Annotated in this window: 22 protein-coding genes; 21 read left to right on the top strand and 1 reads right to left on the bottom strand. The window is 73.5% G+C overall.

Annotation, left to right across the window (positions count from 1 at the left end):
* The first annotated feature begins 22 nt into the window (after nt 1-22).
* From ACIQOW_RS08515 to ACIQOW_RS08500, 4 genes are read left to right on the top strand one after another with little or no spacing between them, the layout of a single operon-like run.
* The gene (locus ACIQOW_RS08515) at nt 23-1630 is read left to right on the top strand and encodes a hypothetical protein (RefSeq protein WP_401081210.1); all 1608 of its coding nucleotides are present in this window, start codon (nt 23-25) and stop codon (nt 1628-1630) included.
* A gap of 33 nt (nt 1631-1663) precedes the next feature.
* Nucleotides 1664-1897: a hypothetical protein gene (locus tag ACIQOW_RS08510; protein ID WP_401081207.1), complete on the top strand. Its 234-nt coding sequence runs from the start codon at nt 1664-1666 to the stop codon at nt 1895-1897.
* On the top strand, nt 1894-2265 hold the full coding sequence (locus ACIQOW_RS08505) for a hypothetical protein (protein ID WP_401081204.1): 372 nt from the start codon (nt 1894-1896) through the stop codon (nt 2263-2265). The genes ACIQOW_RS08510 and ACIQOW_RS08505 overlap by 4 nt, the downstream gene beginning before the upstream one ends.
* A gap of 2 nt (nt 2266-2267) precedes the next feature.
* Nucleotides 2268-2918 carry an MJ0042-type zinc finger domain-containing protein gene (locus ACIQOW_RS08500; protein WP_401081201.1) on the top strand — a complete coding sequence of 217 codons (651 nt, stop codon included), beginning with the start codon at nt 2268-2270 and terminating at the stop codon, nt 2916-2918.
* Here the strand turns inward: ACIQOW_RS08500 and ACIQOW_RS08495 are convergent.
* Entirely contained in the window at nt 2885-3127 is a 243-nt protein-coding gene (locus ACIQOW_RS08495) for a hypothetical protein (protein WP_401081198.1), read from the bottom strand. The two genes, ACIQOW_RS08500 and ACIQOW_RS08495, sit on opposite strands and share 34 nt — an antisense overlap.
* A gap of 101 nt (nt 3128-3228) precedes the next feature.
* On the opposite strand from ACIQOW_RS08495, the gene ACIQOW_RS08490 reads away from it, so the two are divergent.
* The 17 genes from ACIQOW_RS08490 to ACIQOW_RS08410 all read left to right on the top strand — a co-directional run bounded on the left by ACIQOW_RS08490 (nt 3229) and on the right by ACIQOW_RS08410 (nt 14196).
* A complete protein-coding gene (locus ACIQOW_RS08490) occupies nt 3229-3951 on the top strand; it encodes a hypothetical protein (RefSeq protein ID WP_401081195.1) in 723 nt (240 codons plus the stop codon).
* A 65-nt stretch (nt 3952-4016) separates the two neighbouring features.
* Entirely contained in the window at nt 4017-4607 is a 591-nt protein-coding gene (locus ACIQOW_RS08485; RefSeq protein ID WP_401081192.1) for a hypothetical protein, read from the top strand.
* On the top strand, nt 4604-4927 hold the full coding sequence (locus ACIQOW_RS08480; RefSeq protein ID WP_401081189.1) for a DUF6221 family protein: 324 nt from the start codon (nt 4604-4606) through the stop codon (nt 4925-4927). Before ACIQOW_RS08485 ends, ACIQOW_RS08480 begins: the two co-directional genes overlap by 4 nt.
* 35 nt (nt 4928-4962) lie before the next feature.
* Entirely contained in the window at nt 4963-5133 is a 171-nt protein-coding gene (locus tag ACIQOW_RS08475) for a hypothetical protein (protein ID WP_401081186.1), read from the top strand.
* Between the two features lie 272 nt (nt 5134-5405).
* Nucleotides 5406-5687 carry an HNH endonuclease gene (locus ACIQOW_RS08470; protein WP_401081183.1) on the top strand — a complete coding sequence of 94 codons (282 nt, stop codon included), beginning with the start codon at nt 5406-5408 and terminating at the stop codon, nt 5685-5687.
* A gap of 107 nt (nt 5688-5794) precedes the next feature.
* Nucleotides 5795-6070: a hypothetical protein gene (locus tag ACIQOW_RS08465; protein WP_401081180.1), complete on the top strand. Its 276-nt coding sequence runs from the start codon at nt 5795-5797 to the stop codon at nt 6068-6070.
* Nucleotides 5982-7487: a terminase gene (locus ACIQOW_RS08460; RefSeq protein WP_401081178.1), complete on the top strand. Its 1506-nt coding sequence runs from the start codon at nt 5982-5984 to the stop codon at nt 7485-7487. Before ACIQOW_RS08465 ends, ACIQOW_RS08460 begins: the two co-directional genes overlap by 89 nt.
* An 11-nt stretch (nt 7488-7498) precedes the next feature.
* Complete coding sequence (locus tag ACIQOW_RS08455; RefSeq protein ID WP_401081175.1) at nt 7499-8689, top strand: phage portal protein; 1191 nt, start codon at nt 7499-7501, stop codon at nt 8687-8689.
* Nucleotides 8689-9375 (top strand): HK97 family phage prohead protease, encoded by a 687-nt coding sequence (locus ACIQOW_RS08450; RefSeq protein WP_401081169.1) that lies wholly within the window; start codon nt 8689-8691, stop codon nt 9373-9375. The genes ACIQOW_RS08455 and ACIQOW_RS08450 overlap by 1 nt, the downstream gene beginning before the upstream one ends.
* An 86-nt stretch (nt 9376-9461) precedes the next feature.
* Nucleotides 9462-10694 (top strand): phage major capsid protein, encoded by a 1233-nt coding sequence (locus tag ACIQOW_RS08445; RefSeq protein WP_401081166.1) that lies wholly within the window; start codon nt 9462-9464, stop codon nt 10692-10694.
* Between the two features lie 59 nt (nt 10695-10753).
* Nucleotides 10754-11062 carry a hypothetical protein gene (locus tag ACIQOW_RS08440; protein WP_401081163.1) on the top strand — a complete coding sequence of 103 codons (309 nt, stop codon included), beginning with the start codon at nt 10754-10756 and terminating at the stop codon, nt 11060-11062.
* Nucleotides 11059-11664, top strand: coding sequence for a phage gp6-like head-tail connector protein (locus ACIQOW_RS08435; RefSeq protein ID WP_401081160.1), 606 nt, complete (start codon nt 11059-11061; stop codon nt 11662-11664). The genes ACIQOW_RS08440 and ACIQOW_RS08435 overlap by 4 nt, the downstream gene beginning before the upstream one ends.
* A 9-nt stretch (nt 11665-11673) precedes the next feature.
* The gene (locus ACIQOW_RS08430) at nt 11674-12123 is read left to right on the top strand and encodes a hypothetical protein (protein ID WP_401081157.1); all 450 of its coding nucleotides are present in this window, start codon (nt 11674-11676) and stop codon (nt 12121-12123) included.
* Between the two features lie 3 nt (nt 12124-12126).
* The gene (locus tag ACIQOW_RS08425; protein ID WP_401081154.1) at nt 12127-12858 is read left to right on the top strand and encodes a hypothetical protein; all 732 of its coding nucleotides are present in this window, start codon (nt 12127-12129) and stop codon (nt 12856-12858) included.
* 13 nt (nt 12859-12871) lie between these two features.
* The gene (locus ACIQOW_RS08420; RefSeq protein WP_401081151.1) at nt 12872-13282 is read left to right on the top strand and encodes a hypothetical protein; all 411 of its coding nucleotides are present in this window, start codon (nt 12872-12874) and stop codon (nt 13280-13282) included.
* Entirely contained in the window at nt 13282-13782 is a 501-nt protein-coding gene (locus tag ACIQOW_RS08415; protein WP_401081148.1) for a hypothetical protein, read from the top strand. Before ACIQOW_RS08420 ends, ACIQOW_RS08415 begins: the two co-directional genes overlap by 1 nt.
* A 9-nt stretch (nt 13783-13791) precedes the next feature.
* Nucleotides 13792-14196 carry a hypothetical protein gene (locus ACIQOW_RS08410; RefSeq protein WP_401081145.1) on the top strand — a complete coding sequence of 135 codons (405 nt, stop codon included), beginning with the start codon at nt 13792-13794 and terminating at the stop codon, nt 14194-14196.
* The last annotated feature ends 8 nt before the right edge of the window (nt 14197-14204 follow it).

Here is a 14204-nt window from a genome sequence, read left to right as displayed (position 1 = left end):
ACGACCAGACTGGAGCCCCCCGATGCAGCAGCGGCCCGCCGTCGCCGCCGCCGCGCCCGCCGCCACCGCCGGGCAGCGGCCGCCCCGGCGCAGCAGCGCGCCGTTCTGGACCCGCTTCCCGTCCATGTGGCTGCCGCTGCTCACCGGCGACCACCTGCGCTCCGTCACCGCGGCCGGTGACTACGCGCGCGGCGCCGACGGCTACTGCTGGGCGGCGGACCGCACGCTCGCCGGCGGCCTGGGGCTGCACCCGGACACCGTCGGCGCCGGGCTGCGCGCCGCCGAGGCCGCCGACATCGTCCGCGCCGTCCGCCGGCCCGGCGGCACCTCCGCGCGCGTCCTCGTCCTGCCCGAGACGGACGACGACACCGTCCTGTGGGTGTGCGTCAGCTCCTACGCCCGCAACGTCCTGACCGCCTACGACTTCCTGGCGTACTGCGCGCTCAGCGTGCGGCAGCACCTGGACGAGCCGACGAGCATGGACCTCATAGCCAGGCTGACCGGGATGAGCCCGGCCCGGGCCCGCACGGCCGTCGCCGAGCTGCTCGCCGCCGGCTGGATCACCAGCCGGGACGCCCCCGGCCGCGCCGCCCGCTACACCGTCCACCCCGCCCCGCTCGCCGGCGTCGCCACCCAGCTGGTGCTCGACTTCCCGCGCCCGCGGCCCGTCAAGGTCGACCGGCCGGCCCCGGCCGAGCCCGCCCACCGGGGCGAGACCGACGGCCAGCTCGCCCTGTTCGACCCCGCAGACCCGGACACGACCCCTCACGGATCGACCGTCACCACCCCTCACGGATCGACCGCGACCACCCCTCACGGATCGACCGCGACCACCCCTCACGGATCGACCGCGACCACCCCTCACGGATCGACCGGACGAACAAGATCACCCCAACAAGATCTCTCCAACAGGCCTGCCGCCGTGGGCGGTTGCGGTTCCGCCGTAGGCGATACCGCCGTACCGCGCGACACGGGCGCACCCGCGAGCACCCGCGACGCCGCCGTCCGGCCAGCCGCCGCATCGGCTGCGCCGGAACCGCGAACCCTGCCCCCGCTGCTCATCACCCCCGCCGCCTACCGCGTCCTCGCCGAGGTACCCGCCCTGGTCGCCCGGATGAGCCGCTGGGAGCAGCGGCAGGCCGCCCGCGCCGTCGGTGCCGCCATCGAGACCGCCGCGGGCGACGCCGACCGGGTGGCCGACCGGCTGCGCCGCCGCTACGCCTCGGCCGACCCGGACGACGTGCGCCGCCCGTACGGGTGGCTCGCCGAGCGGGGCCTGACCCGGCGCGGCTGCTCCGCCCCGGCCTGCGAGTCCGGGTGGGACCTGGTCCGCGACGACAGCTGCCGCTCCTGTGCCACCCGCATCGAGGAGGCCCGTGCCGTCGAGACGGCCCGCCGGGCGCAGCACCACCCCGCGCCCGCCTCCGAGCCCGCCCCGGCCGCCGCCCGCTCCCGGACCTGGGTCTGTGCCCTCCACCCCTCGACCTCGCTGCCGTGCGGCATGTGTGCAGCCGAACCCGCCCGTACCTGGGCGCCCGTGTCGGACACGACGGCCGGCCGCCAGTTCCGCGAGCAGCGCGCCGCCCGCCGCCTGGCCCGCGAGACCGCCGCGGCCGCGGCCGCGGCCTGACCTTCCCCGACCTCCCCGAACGAAAGGACCGCCGTGACCATCCAGCCCGCCTACGCCATCGGCGACCGCGTCCGCACGAACATCGACCTCGCCGCCGCCGACTGGGCCCCCGAGCAACCCGACTTCCCCGCCGGTGCGCTCGGCACCGTCGACAGCGTCGACACCGGCCGGTGCGGCGGCCTCGGCGTCCTGCTGGACGACGACCCGGTCCGCATGCCGCTGTCGATGACCGCCGACGAGGTCGAGGCCGTCGGGAGCGCCCGGTGAAGCCCGCTCGCCGCCCGACACTCCTGCCGCTCACCGCCACCGAGCTGGCCCAGCTTGACCACCTCGTCCGCCGGGCCGCCGACCGCCTCGGCCCGGACGAGGCCGGCATCCTGCTGCGGCTCTGGGAGCACGACCGCACCGACCGCGCCCAGGAGCAGCGCAGCGCCGGTGGCACCCGGGCCGCTGCGCGCCGCAGCGCCGAGCAGCTGCGCACCGCCGAGCATCGACTCACGGTCTACCGGGTCGTGTTCGCCGACGCCGGGCCCGACGCCCTCGACCGCCTGAGCGCCGCGCTCGCCGACGCCGGCCTCGACCTGGCCGCCGAGCTGGACCGGATCGCCGACGACTACCCCGCCCAGGAGGCCTGAACATGGCCCCCTGTCAGCTCTGCACCACCCACGACACCCCCGGCCGACTCTGCACCCCGTGTGCCGAGCGCCTCGGCCGCCACCTGGTCGACCTTCCGCATCTCTACACCGCCCTCGGCGCGTACCTGCGCCCCTCCTCCCAGGTACGCGACCGCCTCGGCACCGTCCCGGCCGGACCCGACGCCCCGCTGCCGGTGGCCGAGGACGTCCTGGACCTGATCGGCCCCGGCGGCATCGTGAGCGATCTGGAAACGTGGCGCGAGGCCCTCCACCAGGACGCCGACATCCCATGGCCGGCACCGTGGGGCGACCTCGCCGGCCGAGTCCGCCGCGCCGCCGTCGGTCTGCGCGACCACCTCGCCTACATCCAGCTCGACTGGCCGGTCGCCGGCCAGTTTGCCTTCGAGGTCGCCCAGCTTCACCAGGCCGCCGCCCGCCACATCGCCCCGACCGACCGGCCCACCGACATCGGCGACCACCCGGCCGACCCCGGCCGCCCGGCCGCCGAGGCCTGCGGCGGCCGCCTCCAACTGCCGCACGGCGGCACCACCGTCCGCTGCGCCCGGTGCGGCACCACCTGGGACCAGCTCCAGTGGCTTCAGCTGCGCCGTCGCATGCATCACGCCACAGCCGGCACCACCGCAGCCGCGTGACTCCCGCCCGCGTCCCCGGCCGGGCGCAGCAGCACCGACGGCGCCACATCGTCCGGGCCCAGCACGGTCCACTCCACCGCTTCCACGGTCAGGCAGACGCGGTCCGCGTCTTCACCCGCCATCCAGACCACGACGTCGCCCGCCCGCGGTACCGCCGGCATCTCGACGCACCGCTCCGTGTCGTCCGGGAACCACAGTCCGACCTGCACAACCGCCTCCGTTCGTTGGTGATGGCCACATCCTTCCAGGGCCTCCCCGACCCCCGTTAACGATCAATTAACGCCCCTGGCTTGACAGTTAGAGGAAATTCATGCCTCCGTCCCGTGCCGACTTGGCCGCCAAGCACCGCCAGGCCCGCCGCCTGCTGCGCGCCGGCCGATCCACGACCTCCGTCGCCACCGAACTGCACATGGACCGCCGCGCCGTCCGCCAACTGCGCATCGACGCCGGCATCCCGTCCCTGCCCGGCGGCACCCCGCAAACGCGCACCGTCGAAGAGAAATGGCGCAGCCACACCCGCCCAGACGAGGGCGGCCACCTGACGTGGACCGGCGAGCACACCAGCGGCGGCGGCCGCGTGATGCGGCACTCCGGCACCGCCTACAGCGCCCACCGCGTCGCCTACCGAATCCACCACGGCACCGACCCCAAGGGCTACGCCAAGGCCGGCTGCGGCCTTCCGGGCTGCGTCGCCCCCGAGCACCAGGTCGACACCGCCGACCACCGCGTCGCCCGCACCCCGCGCGCCGTGTTCGACAGCCCCGAGGCGAAGCTGACCGCCCTCACCCGCCCGGCCACCGGCGGGCACCTGACGTGGACCGGCCCCTCCGACTCCCGCGGCCGCCCGCTGCTCAACCACCGCGGCCACCACCTGGTCCCCGCCCGCGTCGTGTTCGCGCAGCACTACGGACGCCCGCCCGAGGGCCACGTCACCACCGCGTGCGACCACCCCGAGTGCCTGACCGGTGCGCACCTCGACGACCGCCGCACCCGCGCCGCCCACGCCCGCGCCTACGCCGCCCTCGGACTCTGACCCCCCTCGACCGCACCGCGCTCACCCCGCCCCGGTGAGCGCTCTCACCCCACCCGGAGACTCCCGTGAGCCCGCTCACCCCTCCCGCCGACTGGACCATCGGCACCGTCTTCACCGCGCAGCTGCACGGCCTGGCCGGCGCCTGGGCACTGACCGGCACCGTGACCGTCTGGGGCGTCGAGACCGCCCCGGACAGCGCCACCACCCTGACCGTGCAGCTCGGTGACCAGCCCGACCACCGCCGCGCACCCACCCACACCACCTACGCCCGCGGCGAGGTGAGCGTCCACACCACCGGCCGCCGACAGCTCGTCAGCCCGATCACCCCGCAGCCCGGCCCCACCCTCATCACCATCGGCTGGATACCTCTCGCCCAGCGCCCGGCCGACGACGCCGCCCACCACCTGGAGCAAGCCGACAAGGAGCTGGGGGGCTGGGAGCCGATCCCGAACGACGGCTCGGCGCTGGGGGTGAGTGCGCTCGCTCAGCTCCAGCGCGCCGCCGCCGCGGCCAGAACCCGCGATGACCTCATCCGGCGGTTGCGCGCCGGTGATGTGCCGCGCCAGCTCGTCGCCGACGCCGCCAGCCTCCACCCGACCCGGGTCACGCAGTTGTGCTGCTCCAGCCCCACCGACCGTGTCAAGGTGACGGCATGAGCAGCACCGACCTCGCCGAATTCCTCCGCGCCCGGATCTCCGACGACGAGCGGATCGTCCAGGCTGCCGCCGCACACATCGCCCGCCACGACCCGGCCCGCGCACTCGCCGGCGTTGCCGCCACACGGCGCATCCTCGACCTGCACACAGTCGAGCGCGACCCGAGGGCGCTGCGCTTCCTCCGTGAGGGCCCGGCCGACGGCCCGTACTGCACCGCCTGCTTCGGGCAGTACCACCCGTGCGAGACGCTCCGCCTCCTGGCCTTGCCGTACCAGGACCACCCCGACTACCGGCCCGACTGGGCACCCGATCCCGAATGACCAGCCCCCGTGACCGCGTACCGCCCACCGGCAGGGTGACCAGATCCGACCTCGGGCGTCTCGGCGTACCCGCCGCGACCGTCCGCGGCTGGGTCCACCGCGGCCACCTCACCCGAATCGGTGGCACCTCGCACAACCCCGAGTACTCCGCCGAGACCGCGCTGGCCCTGGTCGAACGCTGGAAGCCCCGCGGCGATCCCGCTTGACCAGGGGCGCAACACGGTGCAACGATCTGGCCACCACCCGTGTGTCCTGATCCGGGTGACGCAGACGATCACGAAGGGCTCCGACGGCGACTGCCGCGGGGCCCTTCGTCGTCCCCACACCCCGGAGGTACCGTGCAGCGCACCCCCACTCCGCGCGACCTCGACCGCCGCCCCCGCGTCATCGCCCCCGGCGCTCCAACAGGCACCCCCCTCCGGGAAAAACACCCCCCCTCCCTCCGAAAACAGGCACCCCCCTCCCGAAGAGGAGCAGCATGTCCCGAGGCCGGCACCGGTCCGGCCGCCCGTACCAGCGCGCACGCCGCGAGATGTTCGCGATCTACGGCACGGTCTGCCACATCTGCGGACACGACGGGGCGGGCGAGGCGGACCACCTCACTCCGGTGAGCGTCGACCCGGGCCAGCCCCTCGACCCGCACGGCATGCGCCCGGCGCACGGGGCCAACGCGCCGTGCCCGGTGTGCGGCCGGCTGTGCAACACCGAGAGGGGCGCACGACCGATCACGCGCGCGGTGCGCACGTCCCGTGACTGGTGATCACAAAATTGTGACCTGGGGTGATGTCCGTTTTTGGGTGGGGCGGCCGGACGGCCCCGCGCCCAGCCTTCCGTATCTCTCCCCGCGCATCCGAGGGGGTGTCGATCATGGTCGGACCGGTGTCCTCGGCGGTGTCGGGCGGCGACCGGCGGGCCGCGCTGGAAGCGGTCCGGGACAAGCTGGCCGCAGAGTTGGAGTCCCTCGAAGGTCCGGCCGTCGCCGTGGTGTCCAAGGAGCTGCGGGCGACGCTCGCCGAGCTGGAGTCGCTTCCGGGCGGCTGGGAGGTGAGCCCCGTTGACGACCTCTCCGCTCGCCGTGCGGCTCGGCGCGCAGGTGCCCAGGGTGGCGACCTACCCGCCGGCGGCGGCCAGCGCGGCACCTGAGTTCATCGACCTCGCCGCGACGGCAGGCCTGTACCTGGACCCGTGGCAGCAGTTCGTGCTGACGCACGGCCTGGGCGAGCGCGCCGACGGGTCGTGGGCGTCGTTCAAGAATTCGGTGTGGGTGCCGCGGCAGAACGGCAAGGGCGGCATCATCGAGGCCCTGGAACTGGGCTGGCTGTTCCTCACCCGAGAGCGGCTGATCCTGCACTCGGCGCACGAGTACAAGACCGCCCAGGAGGGCTTTCTTCGGATCAAGGAGTTGGTCCAGTCCACGCCGGACCTGGACCGGCGGGTGAACCGGTACTGGCAGGCCAACGGCGAGCAGGGCATCGAGCTGACCCGCTCGGCGGGCGGCGGGCGGCTGCGCTTCATCGCCCGCAGCAGGGGAAGCGGCCGCGGCTTCTCCGGCGACAAGAACATCATGGACGAGGCGCAGGAGATCGTCCCGGAGCAGATGGCCGCCCAGCTGCCCACCATGTCGGCCCGGCCGGATCCGCAACTGTGGTTCTTCGGCACGCCGCCGCTCACCCCGGATGCGTGGTGCTACGGGCTGCGCGAGGACGGTGAATCCGGCGCGGACCCGCGCATGATGCACATGGACTGGGGCACCGATCTCGACCCCACCGACCCCGAGCACCGGCGCCGCGCCGCCCAGGACGTCGACCTGTGGCTCGCCTGCAACCCGGCGATGGGCAGGCGCATGACCGAGGAGTTCGTCCGGGGCGAGTCCCTGCCCTCGGGCCTCGGCGAGCGCTTCATGATTGAGCGCCTCGGCGCCTGGCTGCCCCGGCTCACCGAGGGCGGCGGCGTGATCGACCCGGCCGTGTGGGACGACCTCGCCGACGAACAGTCCCAGCCGGTCGGCGACGTCGCGTTCGCACTCGACGTCACCCCGTCCCGGGACTGGGCGAGCATCGCCGCGTACGGGCTGCGGGCCGACGGCACCGGCCACCTGGAAGTGATCGACCGCCGTCCCGGGACCGAGTGGATCGTCGACCGCCTGGTGCAGCTCGCCGACCGCTGGGACCCGGTGGCCATCGCTCTCGACGCCAAGGGGCCCGCGGGAAGCCTGCTGGTCGACCTCGACAAAGCCGGCATCGGCCGCCCCGATGACCCGGAGCGGCCCGCCCGCGGCGACCTCGCCGTCCCGGCCGCGCCGGACGTCGCCGCCGCGTGCGGCCAGCTCGTCGACGCGATCACCCAGCGCACCGTACGGCACACCGCACAGCCCGAGGTCGCCGAGGCGATCCGCGGCGCCAAGACCCGCCCGCTCGGCGACGCCTGGGCCTGGGGCCGACGCATCTCCACCGTCGACATCTCCCCCCTCGTCGCCGTCACCCTCGCCCGCTGGGCCTGGGAGACCCGGACCCACCTCGTCCACGGCGTCGACTACGACGTCCTCGACTCCGTCCTGTGAAGGAGGTGACGATGTCCAGCCGCATGGGCCGCTTCGGCCGCGCGCTGGCGACGCCGTTCCGGTGGATCGCCGGCGCGACGTCGCGGGCGATCACCGCCCTTCCCTGGAGCGCGGGCGGTCCCGCCCAGTCCCAGGTGTCCACCGAGCGAGCGCTGTCCCTGATCCCGCTGTGGGCGTGCGTGCGCCTGATCTCCGAACAGGTCGCCTCGCTGCCGCTCCAGCTGTACCGGCGCGACGGCGCAAGCCGCGAACCCCTGTCCTACGTACCCCAGTTGCTCTGGGCGCCGGCCGCCCGCGACGACCTGTTCACCTGGCTCCAGAAGTGCGTACTGTCGCTGTGCCTGCGCGGCAACGCCTACGGGCTGATCACCCAGCGGGACGACCTCGGCTTCCCCACCATGATCGAGTGGCTCAACCCCGACGACGTCTACGTCGACGAGACCGACCCCGTCCGACCCGTCTTCTACTGGCAGGGCCGCCGCGTGCCGGACGCCGACATCGTCCACATCCCCTGGATGGTGCTCCCCGGCCACGTCAAGGGCCTCTCCCCCGTCCAGATCTTCGCCCGCACCATCGGGGTGGGCCTGGAGACCACCGACTACGGCCTGTCCTGGTTCCGCAACGGCGGCACGCCACCGGGCGTGCTGAAGAACGGCAGCAGGACGATCACCCGGGACGAGTCCGAGGAGATCAGCGACCGCATCTCCGCCCGGATCCGCTCCCGAAAGCCCTTGGTGCTCGGTTCGGACTGGGACTTCACCGCGCTCCAAGTCTCGCCCGAGGAAAGCCAGTTCATCGAGACGATGAGGCTGAACGCGAGCCAGGTCGCCGCGATCTACGGCGTCCCGCCCACCATGGTCGGAGGCGACTCCGGCGGCTCCATGACCTACACCAACGTCGAGGCCGCCGCCAACGAGCTGGTCGTCCTCACGCTGCGCCCGTGGCTGGTCCGGCTGGAGAACAAGTTCTCCACCCTGATGCCCGGGCATGAGGCCGTGCGCTTCAACGTGGACGCCATGGTCCGCACCACGATCATCGAGCGCTACCGGGCGCACGGCCTGGCCCTGGCACAGGGCTGGCGCAACCTCGACGAGATCCGCGCGCTGGAGAACCTCGGCCCGCTGCCCCCGGGCGCCGGCGGCGACCTGTACGGGCCGCAGCGCGCTGCCGCCAACCCACAACCCCCGGCCCTGGAGGCCTGATGAGCACGGCAGAGCGCCGCTCGGCGCGCGGCCTGGTCGAGGTCCGCGCGGACACCGGCCAGGGCAAGATGACCATCGGCGGGTACGCCGCCAAGTTCAACAAGCTCTCGCGGAACCTCGGCGGCTTCGTCGAACGCATCGACCCCGGCTTCTTCGCCAAGTCTGAGGGCGACGGCTGGCCCGAGGCGCTGGCCCGCTACAACCACGACGACGACTTCCTGTTGGGCACCATCGCGGGCGGCACGCTGCGCCTGGCCGTGGACGGCACCGGCCTCGACTACACCGCCGACCTGCCGTCCGCCCGCGCCGACGTCTACGAGCTGGTCCAGCGCGGCGACGTCACCCGATCCTCGTTCGCCTTCTTCACCTTCGAAGACGACTGGAGCATGACCGACCAGGGCTTCCCGCTGCGCACCCTGCTGTCCGGCCAGCTGGTCGACGTCGCCCCCGTCAACAGCCCGGCCTACCTCGACACCGACACCGGGCTGCGCTCGCTCGCCGAGCGCGCCGGCGCCACCGTCGAGGAAGTCCGGGCCGCCGCCGCGGGCGACGGCCTGGCCCCCTTCCTCAGCCGCACCCCCGCGGCCACCGTCATCGACACGGTTCCGACCGGGCAGGGCGACCCCCACCCGCTCGTGAGCCTGCGGCAGCGGCGCGCCGAGCTTCTCCGGCGCCGCACCCCCTGAGGCAGGGCGCACCCCACCTCGACACCCACATCCACCACGCCCCCGGCCCGGCCGGCGGGCGACACCGTCATGCCCAGGGAGGGCACGTGAGCGACTTCATCAAGCGGCTCCAGGAGCGCCGCGCCGGCATCTGGGAGCAGGCCAAGGCCCTGCTGGACACCGCCGAGGCGGACAAGCGCGAGCTGTCCGGCGAGGAGGAGCAGACCTACCAGCGTCTGAACGCCGACCTCGACCGGATCGACGAGCGCGTCAAGGACATGGCTGCGGCCGAGCAGCGCGCGGCCGACGCGGAGGCCGCTTTCGCGGAGCTGCTCAAGCGGCCGGCCGAGCGCGACGCCCCGAAGGCCTCGGGCGAGGCCGAGCAGGTCCGGTCCTGGCTGACCGGCCAGTCCGGTTCCCGGGCCTTCGAGATCCGGCCCGACGGGCCGATGCCGATGGACCTGCGGACCCTGTCCAAGCTGACCGCGGGGGCCGGCGCGAACACGGTTCCGGTCAGCTTCTACCGGCGACTGGTCCAGCACATGATCGAGGTGTCCGGTGTCCTCGCCGCCGGGCCCACGGTCCTGACCACGACGACCGGCGAGCAGATGCAGGTCCCCAGGACCACCGCCCACTCCTCCAACGCCGCGATCGTCGCCGAGGCCGGCACCCTGCCCGCCAACGACCCGGCTTTCGGCCAGGTCCCGCTCGACGCCTACAAGTACGGCCTGCTGCTCCAGGTCTCGCACGAGCTGGCCAACGACACCGCCGTCGACCTCATCGGCTACCTCGCCACCCAGGCCGGCCGCGCGCTCGGCAACGGATTCGGTGCGCACCTCGTCGCCGGCACCGGCGCCTCGCAGCCCAACGGCGTCCTCACCGCGGCCTCGCTCGGCAAGACCGGGGCGACCGGCGTCGCCGGCGTCCCGTCCGCGGACGACCTGATCGACCTGTTCTACGCGGTCATCGCGCCGTACCGGGCCAGCGCCTCGTGCGGCTGGATGATGCGCGACGCCACCGTCGCCGCCGTCCGCAAGCTCAAGGACAGCACGGGCGCCTACCTGTGGACCCCGGGCCTGTCCGGCTCGCCGGACACCATCCTCGGCAAGCCCCTGTACACCGACCCGAACATGCCCGCCGCCGCAGTCACCGCGAAGTCGATCCTGTTCGGCGATTTCTCGACCTACTTCGTCCGGCAGGTCGAGAGCATCCGGTTCGAACGCTCGGACGACTACGCGTTCAACAGCGACCTGATCACCTACCGCGCGATCCTGCGCGGCGACGGCGACCAGGTCGACACCACCGGCGCCATCAAGCACTTCGCCGGCGCCGCGACCTGACCGGCCCGCGCTGGCGCGCACCCGCGCGCCGGCGCACCACCACAGTGAGGAGTTAACCCGTGCGCGTGCGCATGCTCGTCCAGATGTCCGGCACCCGCGACGGCCAGGACTGGCCGCCGCCCGGCACCGTCCTCGACCTGCCCGAGGCCGAAGCCCTCCAGCTCGCCGCCCACCGCAACGCCGTCGTCGTCGTCGAGGAACAGGACGATCCCGAGGACGAGCAGGACAACCCCGAGGACACCGATCCCGAGGACGACCCGGACGACGCCGAGCCCGAGGACGAGGCCGCCGAGGACGGCACCGGCGCGCGCCGCCGCGGCCGCCCGCGTCTGCCCCGGGACGCCCAGGGCAACATCGTCCGGACGTGACCGTGGTGGCCACCGACTACGCCACCCTGGACGCGCTGAAGCTGGCGCTTCAGATCGACCCCGGCGACTTCACCCGGGACCAGCTGCTCACCACCGCGCTGAGCGCGGCCGCGCGCGGCATCGACTCCGCGACGGGCCGGCGCTTCTGGCTCGACAACATGGCATCGGCCCGCGTCTACAACCCCAACGGCCGGACCCTGGCCGCCGACGGCGGCGAGCGCCTGGTCGTGGACGACATCGGCGACTCGGCCGGCCTGCTCGTCGAGACCGGCGCCGCCGGCACCTGGACGGCCGTCACCGGGTACGAGACCGGACCGGACAACGCGCTCGTACGCGGCCGCCCGGTCGCCGCGCTCGTCCTCCCGGCCGGGACCTGGGGCTACGGCATCACCCGCGTGCGGGTCACCGCCCGCTGGGGCTGGCCCGCCGTCCCCGACGACATCGTCCAGGCCACCCTCATCCAGGCCGCCCGCCTCTACCGGCGCAAGGACTCCCCCGAGGGCGTCACAGGCTCCGCCGAGTGGGGCGTCGTCCGGCTCTCCCGCCGCGACCCCGACGTCTGGAACTTGCTCGAACATTTCATCCTGCCAGGCTTCGGATAGGAGGCCCCAGTGCAGTTCGCCGCCGTGCGCGCCGCCATCGCCGACGCCGCCCGCGCCGTCACCCTCCCCGCCGGCGCCGCCAAGCTCACCAGCACCGGCTACACCCCCGACAGCGTGTCCGCCCCCCACTTCTTCGTCGGCGAGTACACCGTCGACTACGACCGCACGTTCGGGCGCGGCCGGGACGAAGCCGAGTTCACCTGCCGCATCCTCGTCGGCCGCCAGGACGACCGCGCCGCCCAGCTCATCCTCGACGCCACACTGTCCGGCGCCGGCCCCGCCTCCCTCAAGCAGGCCATCGAGGCCGCCCGCGGCGCCCCCGGCGAGCCCGCCCTCGGCGGCCTGGCCCACGACCTGAGGGTCGAGCGGGTGCAGGGCTACCGCTGGTACGAGCACGCCGGCACCCAGTACGTCGGCGCCGAGATCATCATCCGCGTCATCGGCGACGGAAGGACGTGACCCATGCCCGCCCAAGTCCTCACCGACGTCCGCCTGTTCACCGGCGGCGCCGACCTGACCGGCGTCTCCAACAAGGCCGAACTGTCGGCAGAGGTCGAGGTCAAGGACCGCACCGTCTTCGGCTCCGGAGGCTGGTCACGGGTCCAGGGCGGCCTCGGCAGCAGCAAGCTCTCCGCTGAAGGATTCTGGGAGGCCGGCGACCCGGGCATGATCGACGACGCCACGTGGGCCCAGCTGGGCGGCGTCGTCCCCTGGACCGTCGCCCCGCACCTCGCCGCCGTCGGCTCCCTCGCCTACCTCACCCAGGCGCTGCGCACCGACTACACCCTCGGCGGCGCCGTCGGCGACCTCGCTCCCTGGACCGCCGGCGCGTCCGGCACCGGCGTGATCGCCCGCGGCCGGATCGCCCACCCGCCCGGCACCGCGCGCTCCAGTGCGGGCGCCGGCACCGCCCTCCAGCTCGGCCCCGTGCCGGACGGGCGGGCCCTGTACGCCACCCTCCACGTCCTGTCCGCCGCCGGGACCACCCCGACGCTGACCGTCCGCATCGAATCCGCCGCCGACCAGGCGTTCACCGACCCGACCGTCCGGGCGACGTTCGCCGCCGCCACCGGCCTCGGCGGCCAGGCCCTCGCCGTCCCGGCCCCGGGCACCGACACGTGGTGGCGCCTCGCCTGGACCATATCCGGGACCACCCCCTCGTTCACGTTCGTCGGCGCCGTCGGCGTCCAGTAGAAGGGAGCGCACCATGCCCACCATGGTCCTCACCGCCCAGTATCTGAACATCGCCGGGAACGTCCTCGCCGAGTTCGCGAAGAAAGCGGAACTGGCCGTCGAGGTCGAAGAGAAGGACGTCACCACGTTCGTCTCCAACGGCTGGAAAGTGTCCATCGGCGGCCTCAAGTCCGGCACCCTGGCCTGCGAGTTCCTCCAGGACTACGCCGCCGGGAAGCTGGACAGCATCATGTGGCCGCTGCTCGGCCAGGTCGTGCCCTTCGAGGTCCGGCCCACCCAGGCCGCCGTCGGCCTCTCCAACCCGAAGTACTCCGGGCAGGTGCTGGTGAAGGAGTGGGCCCCAGTCTCCGGCAGCGTCGGCGACGAGGCCACCGCTGGCGTCAGCTACCCGACGTCGGGCGAAGTCGTCCGCGCCACCAGCTGATGGCCGGACAGAACCCGGTCGACCTCTCGGTCAGTTTCGAGGGCTTCGACGCGCTCACCGCCGCGCTGCGCGCCGAGGAGGACGGCAAGCAGCTGCGCGCGGAGCTGGCCAAGAACATGCGCGACGCGCTCAAGCCCGCGGCCGAACAGGCCAAGAGCGGCATCATGTCGATGGCCGCCAGCAGCACCGCCGCCCCCGCCCTGCGCTCGGCGATCGCCAAGAAGATCCGCCCCGAGGTCAAGTTGGGCGGGCGCTGGACCGGCGCCCGCGTCAAGAGCCGCAAGATCCAGGGCATCCGCGGTTTCGCGAACGCGCCCAAGCGCACCCAGCGCGCCAGCGGCTGGCGCACCCAGACGTTCGGGCGCGGCGTCTGGCGCGTCCAGCACGGCAAGGTCAACTGGTTCGACCGCGCCATGACCCCGAACGCCGACACCTACCGCCAGGCCGTCGCCGACGCGATGGAGAGCATGGCCCGCCGGATCGCCGACCGGGCCCGATAGGAGAACACCGTGTACCTCGTCTACCACCCCGAGGGCAGCGACGAGCCCCAGCGCTTCCCGTACCAGCCGACCAAGCTCATGAGCGCCGAGCGCGAGAAGCTGGAGAAGCTCAGCGGCCGGGACTTCTCCGACTTCACCCAGTCCGTCATCAAGGGCAATGGCCTGTGCCGGCGTGCGCTGCTGTTCGTGTTCCTGAAGCGCGCCCACCCCACCCTGCGCTTCGACGACGTCGACTTCGCCTGGGACGAACTGACGCTGGAGCACAGCCGGGCGGAGCTGGAGCTGATCCGTGCCGAGGCCGCCGAGAGCGTTCCGGCCGACCAGCGGGCGGCCGTCCTCGCCCAGCTCGACCGGGAGATCGCCGAGGCCTACGAGGAGCCCGAGGGAAAAGTCCTGCCGCCGATCGCCGGATGAGGCGGATC

Source organism: Kitasatospora sp. NPDC091335, assembly GCF_044757205.1.
In the GTDB taxonomy this organism is placed as follows: domain Bacteria; phylum Actinomycetota; class Actinomycetes; order Streptomycetales; family Streptomycetaceae; genus Kitasatospora.
This window is presented reverse-complemented; position numbering and strand designations above follow the sequence as displayed.

Excerpts from the sequence above, each read along its gene's own strand:
- ACIQOW_RS08515 (WP_401081210.1), top strand. The coding sequence starts at position 23 with ATGCAGCAGCGGCCCGCCGTCGCCGCCGCCGCGCCCGCCGCCACCGCC.
- ACIQOW_RS08500 (WP_401081201.1), top strand. The coding sequence starts at position 2,268 with ATGGCCCCCTGTCAGCTCTGCACCACCCACGACACCCCCGGCCGACTC.
- ACIQOW_RS08490 (WP_401081195.1), top strand. The coding sequence starts at position 3,229 with ATGCCTCCGTCCCGTGCCGACTTGGCCGCCAAGCACCGCCAGGCCCGC.
- ACIQOW_RS08480 (WP_401081189.1), top strand. The coding sequence starts at position 4,604 with ATGAGCAGCACCGACCTCGCCGAATTCCTCCGCGCCCGGATCTCCGAC.
- ACIQOW_RS08470 (WP_401081183.1), top strand. The coding sequence starts at position 5,406 with ATGTCCCGAGGCCGGCACCGGTCCGGCCGCCCGTACCAGCGCGCACGC.
- ACIQOW_RS08465 (WP_401081180.1), top strand. The coding sequence starts at position 5,795 with ATGGTCGGACCGGTGTCCTCGGCGGTGTCGGGCGGCGACCGGCGGGCC.
- ACIQOW_RS08455 (WP_401081175.1), top strand. The coding sequence starts at position 7,499 with ATGTCCAGCCGCATGGGCCGCTTCGGCCGCGCGCTGGCGACGCCGTTC.
- ACIQOW_RS08450 (WP_401081169.1), top strand. The coding sequence starts at position 8,689 with ATGAGCACGGCAGAGCGCCGCTCGGCGCGCGGCCTGGTCGAGGTCCGC.
- ACIQOW_RS08425 (WP_401081154.1), top strand. The coding sequence starts at position 12,127 with ATGCCCGCCCAAGTCCTCACCGACGTCCGCCTGTTCACCGGCGGCGCC.
- ACIQOW_RS08420 (WP_401081151.1), top strand. The coding sequence starts at position 12,872 with ATGCCCACCATGGTCCTCACCGCCCAGTATCTGAACATCGCCGGGAAC.
- ACIQOW_RS08415 (WP_401081148.1), top strand. The coding sequence starts at position 13,282 with ATGGCCGGACAGAACCCGGTCGACCTCTCGGTCAGTTTCGAGGGCTTC.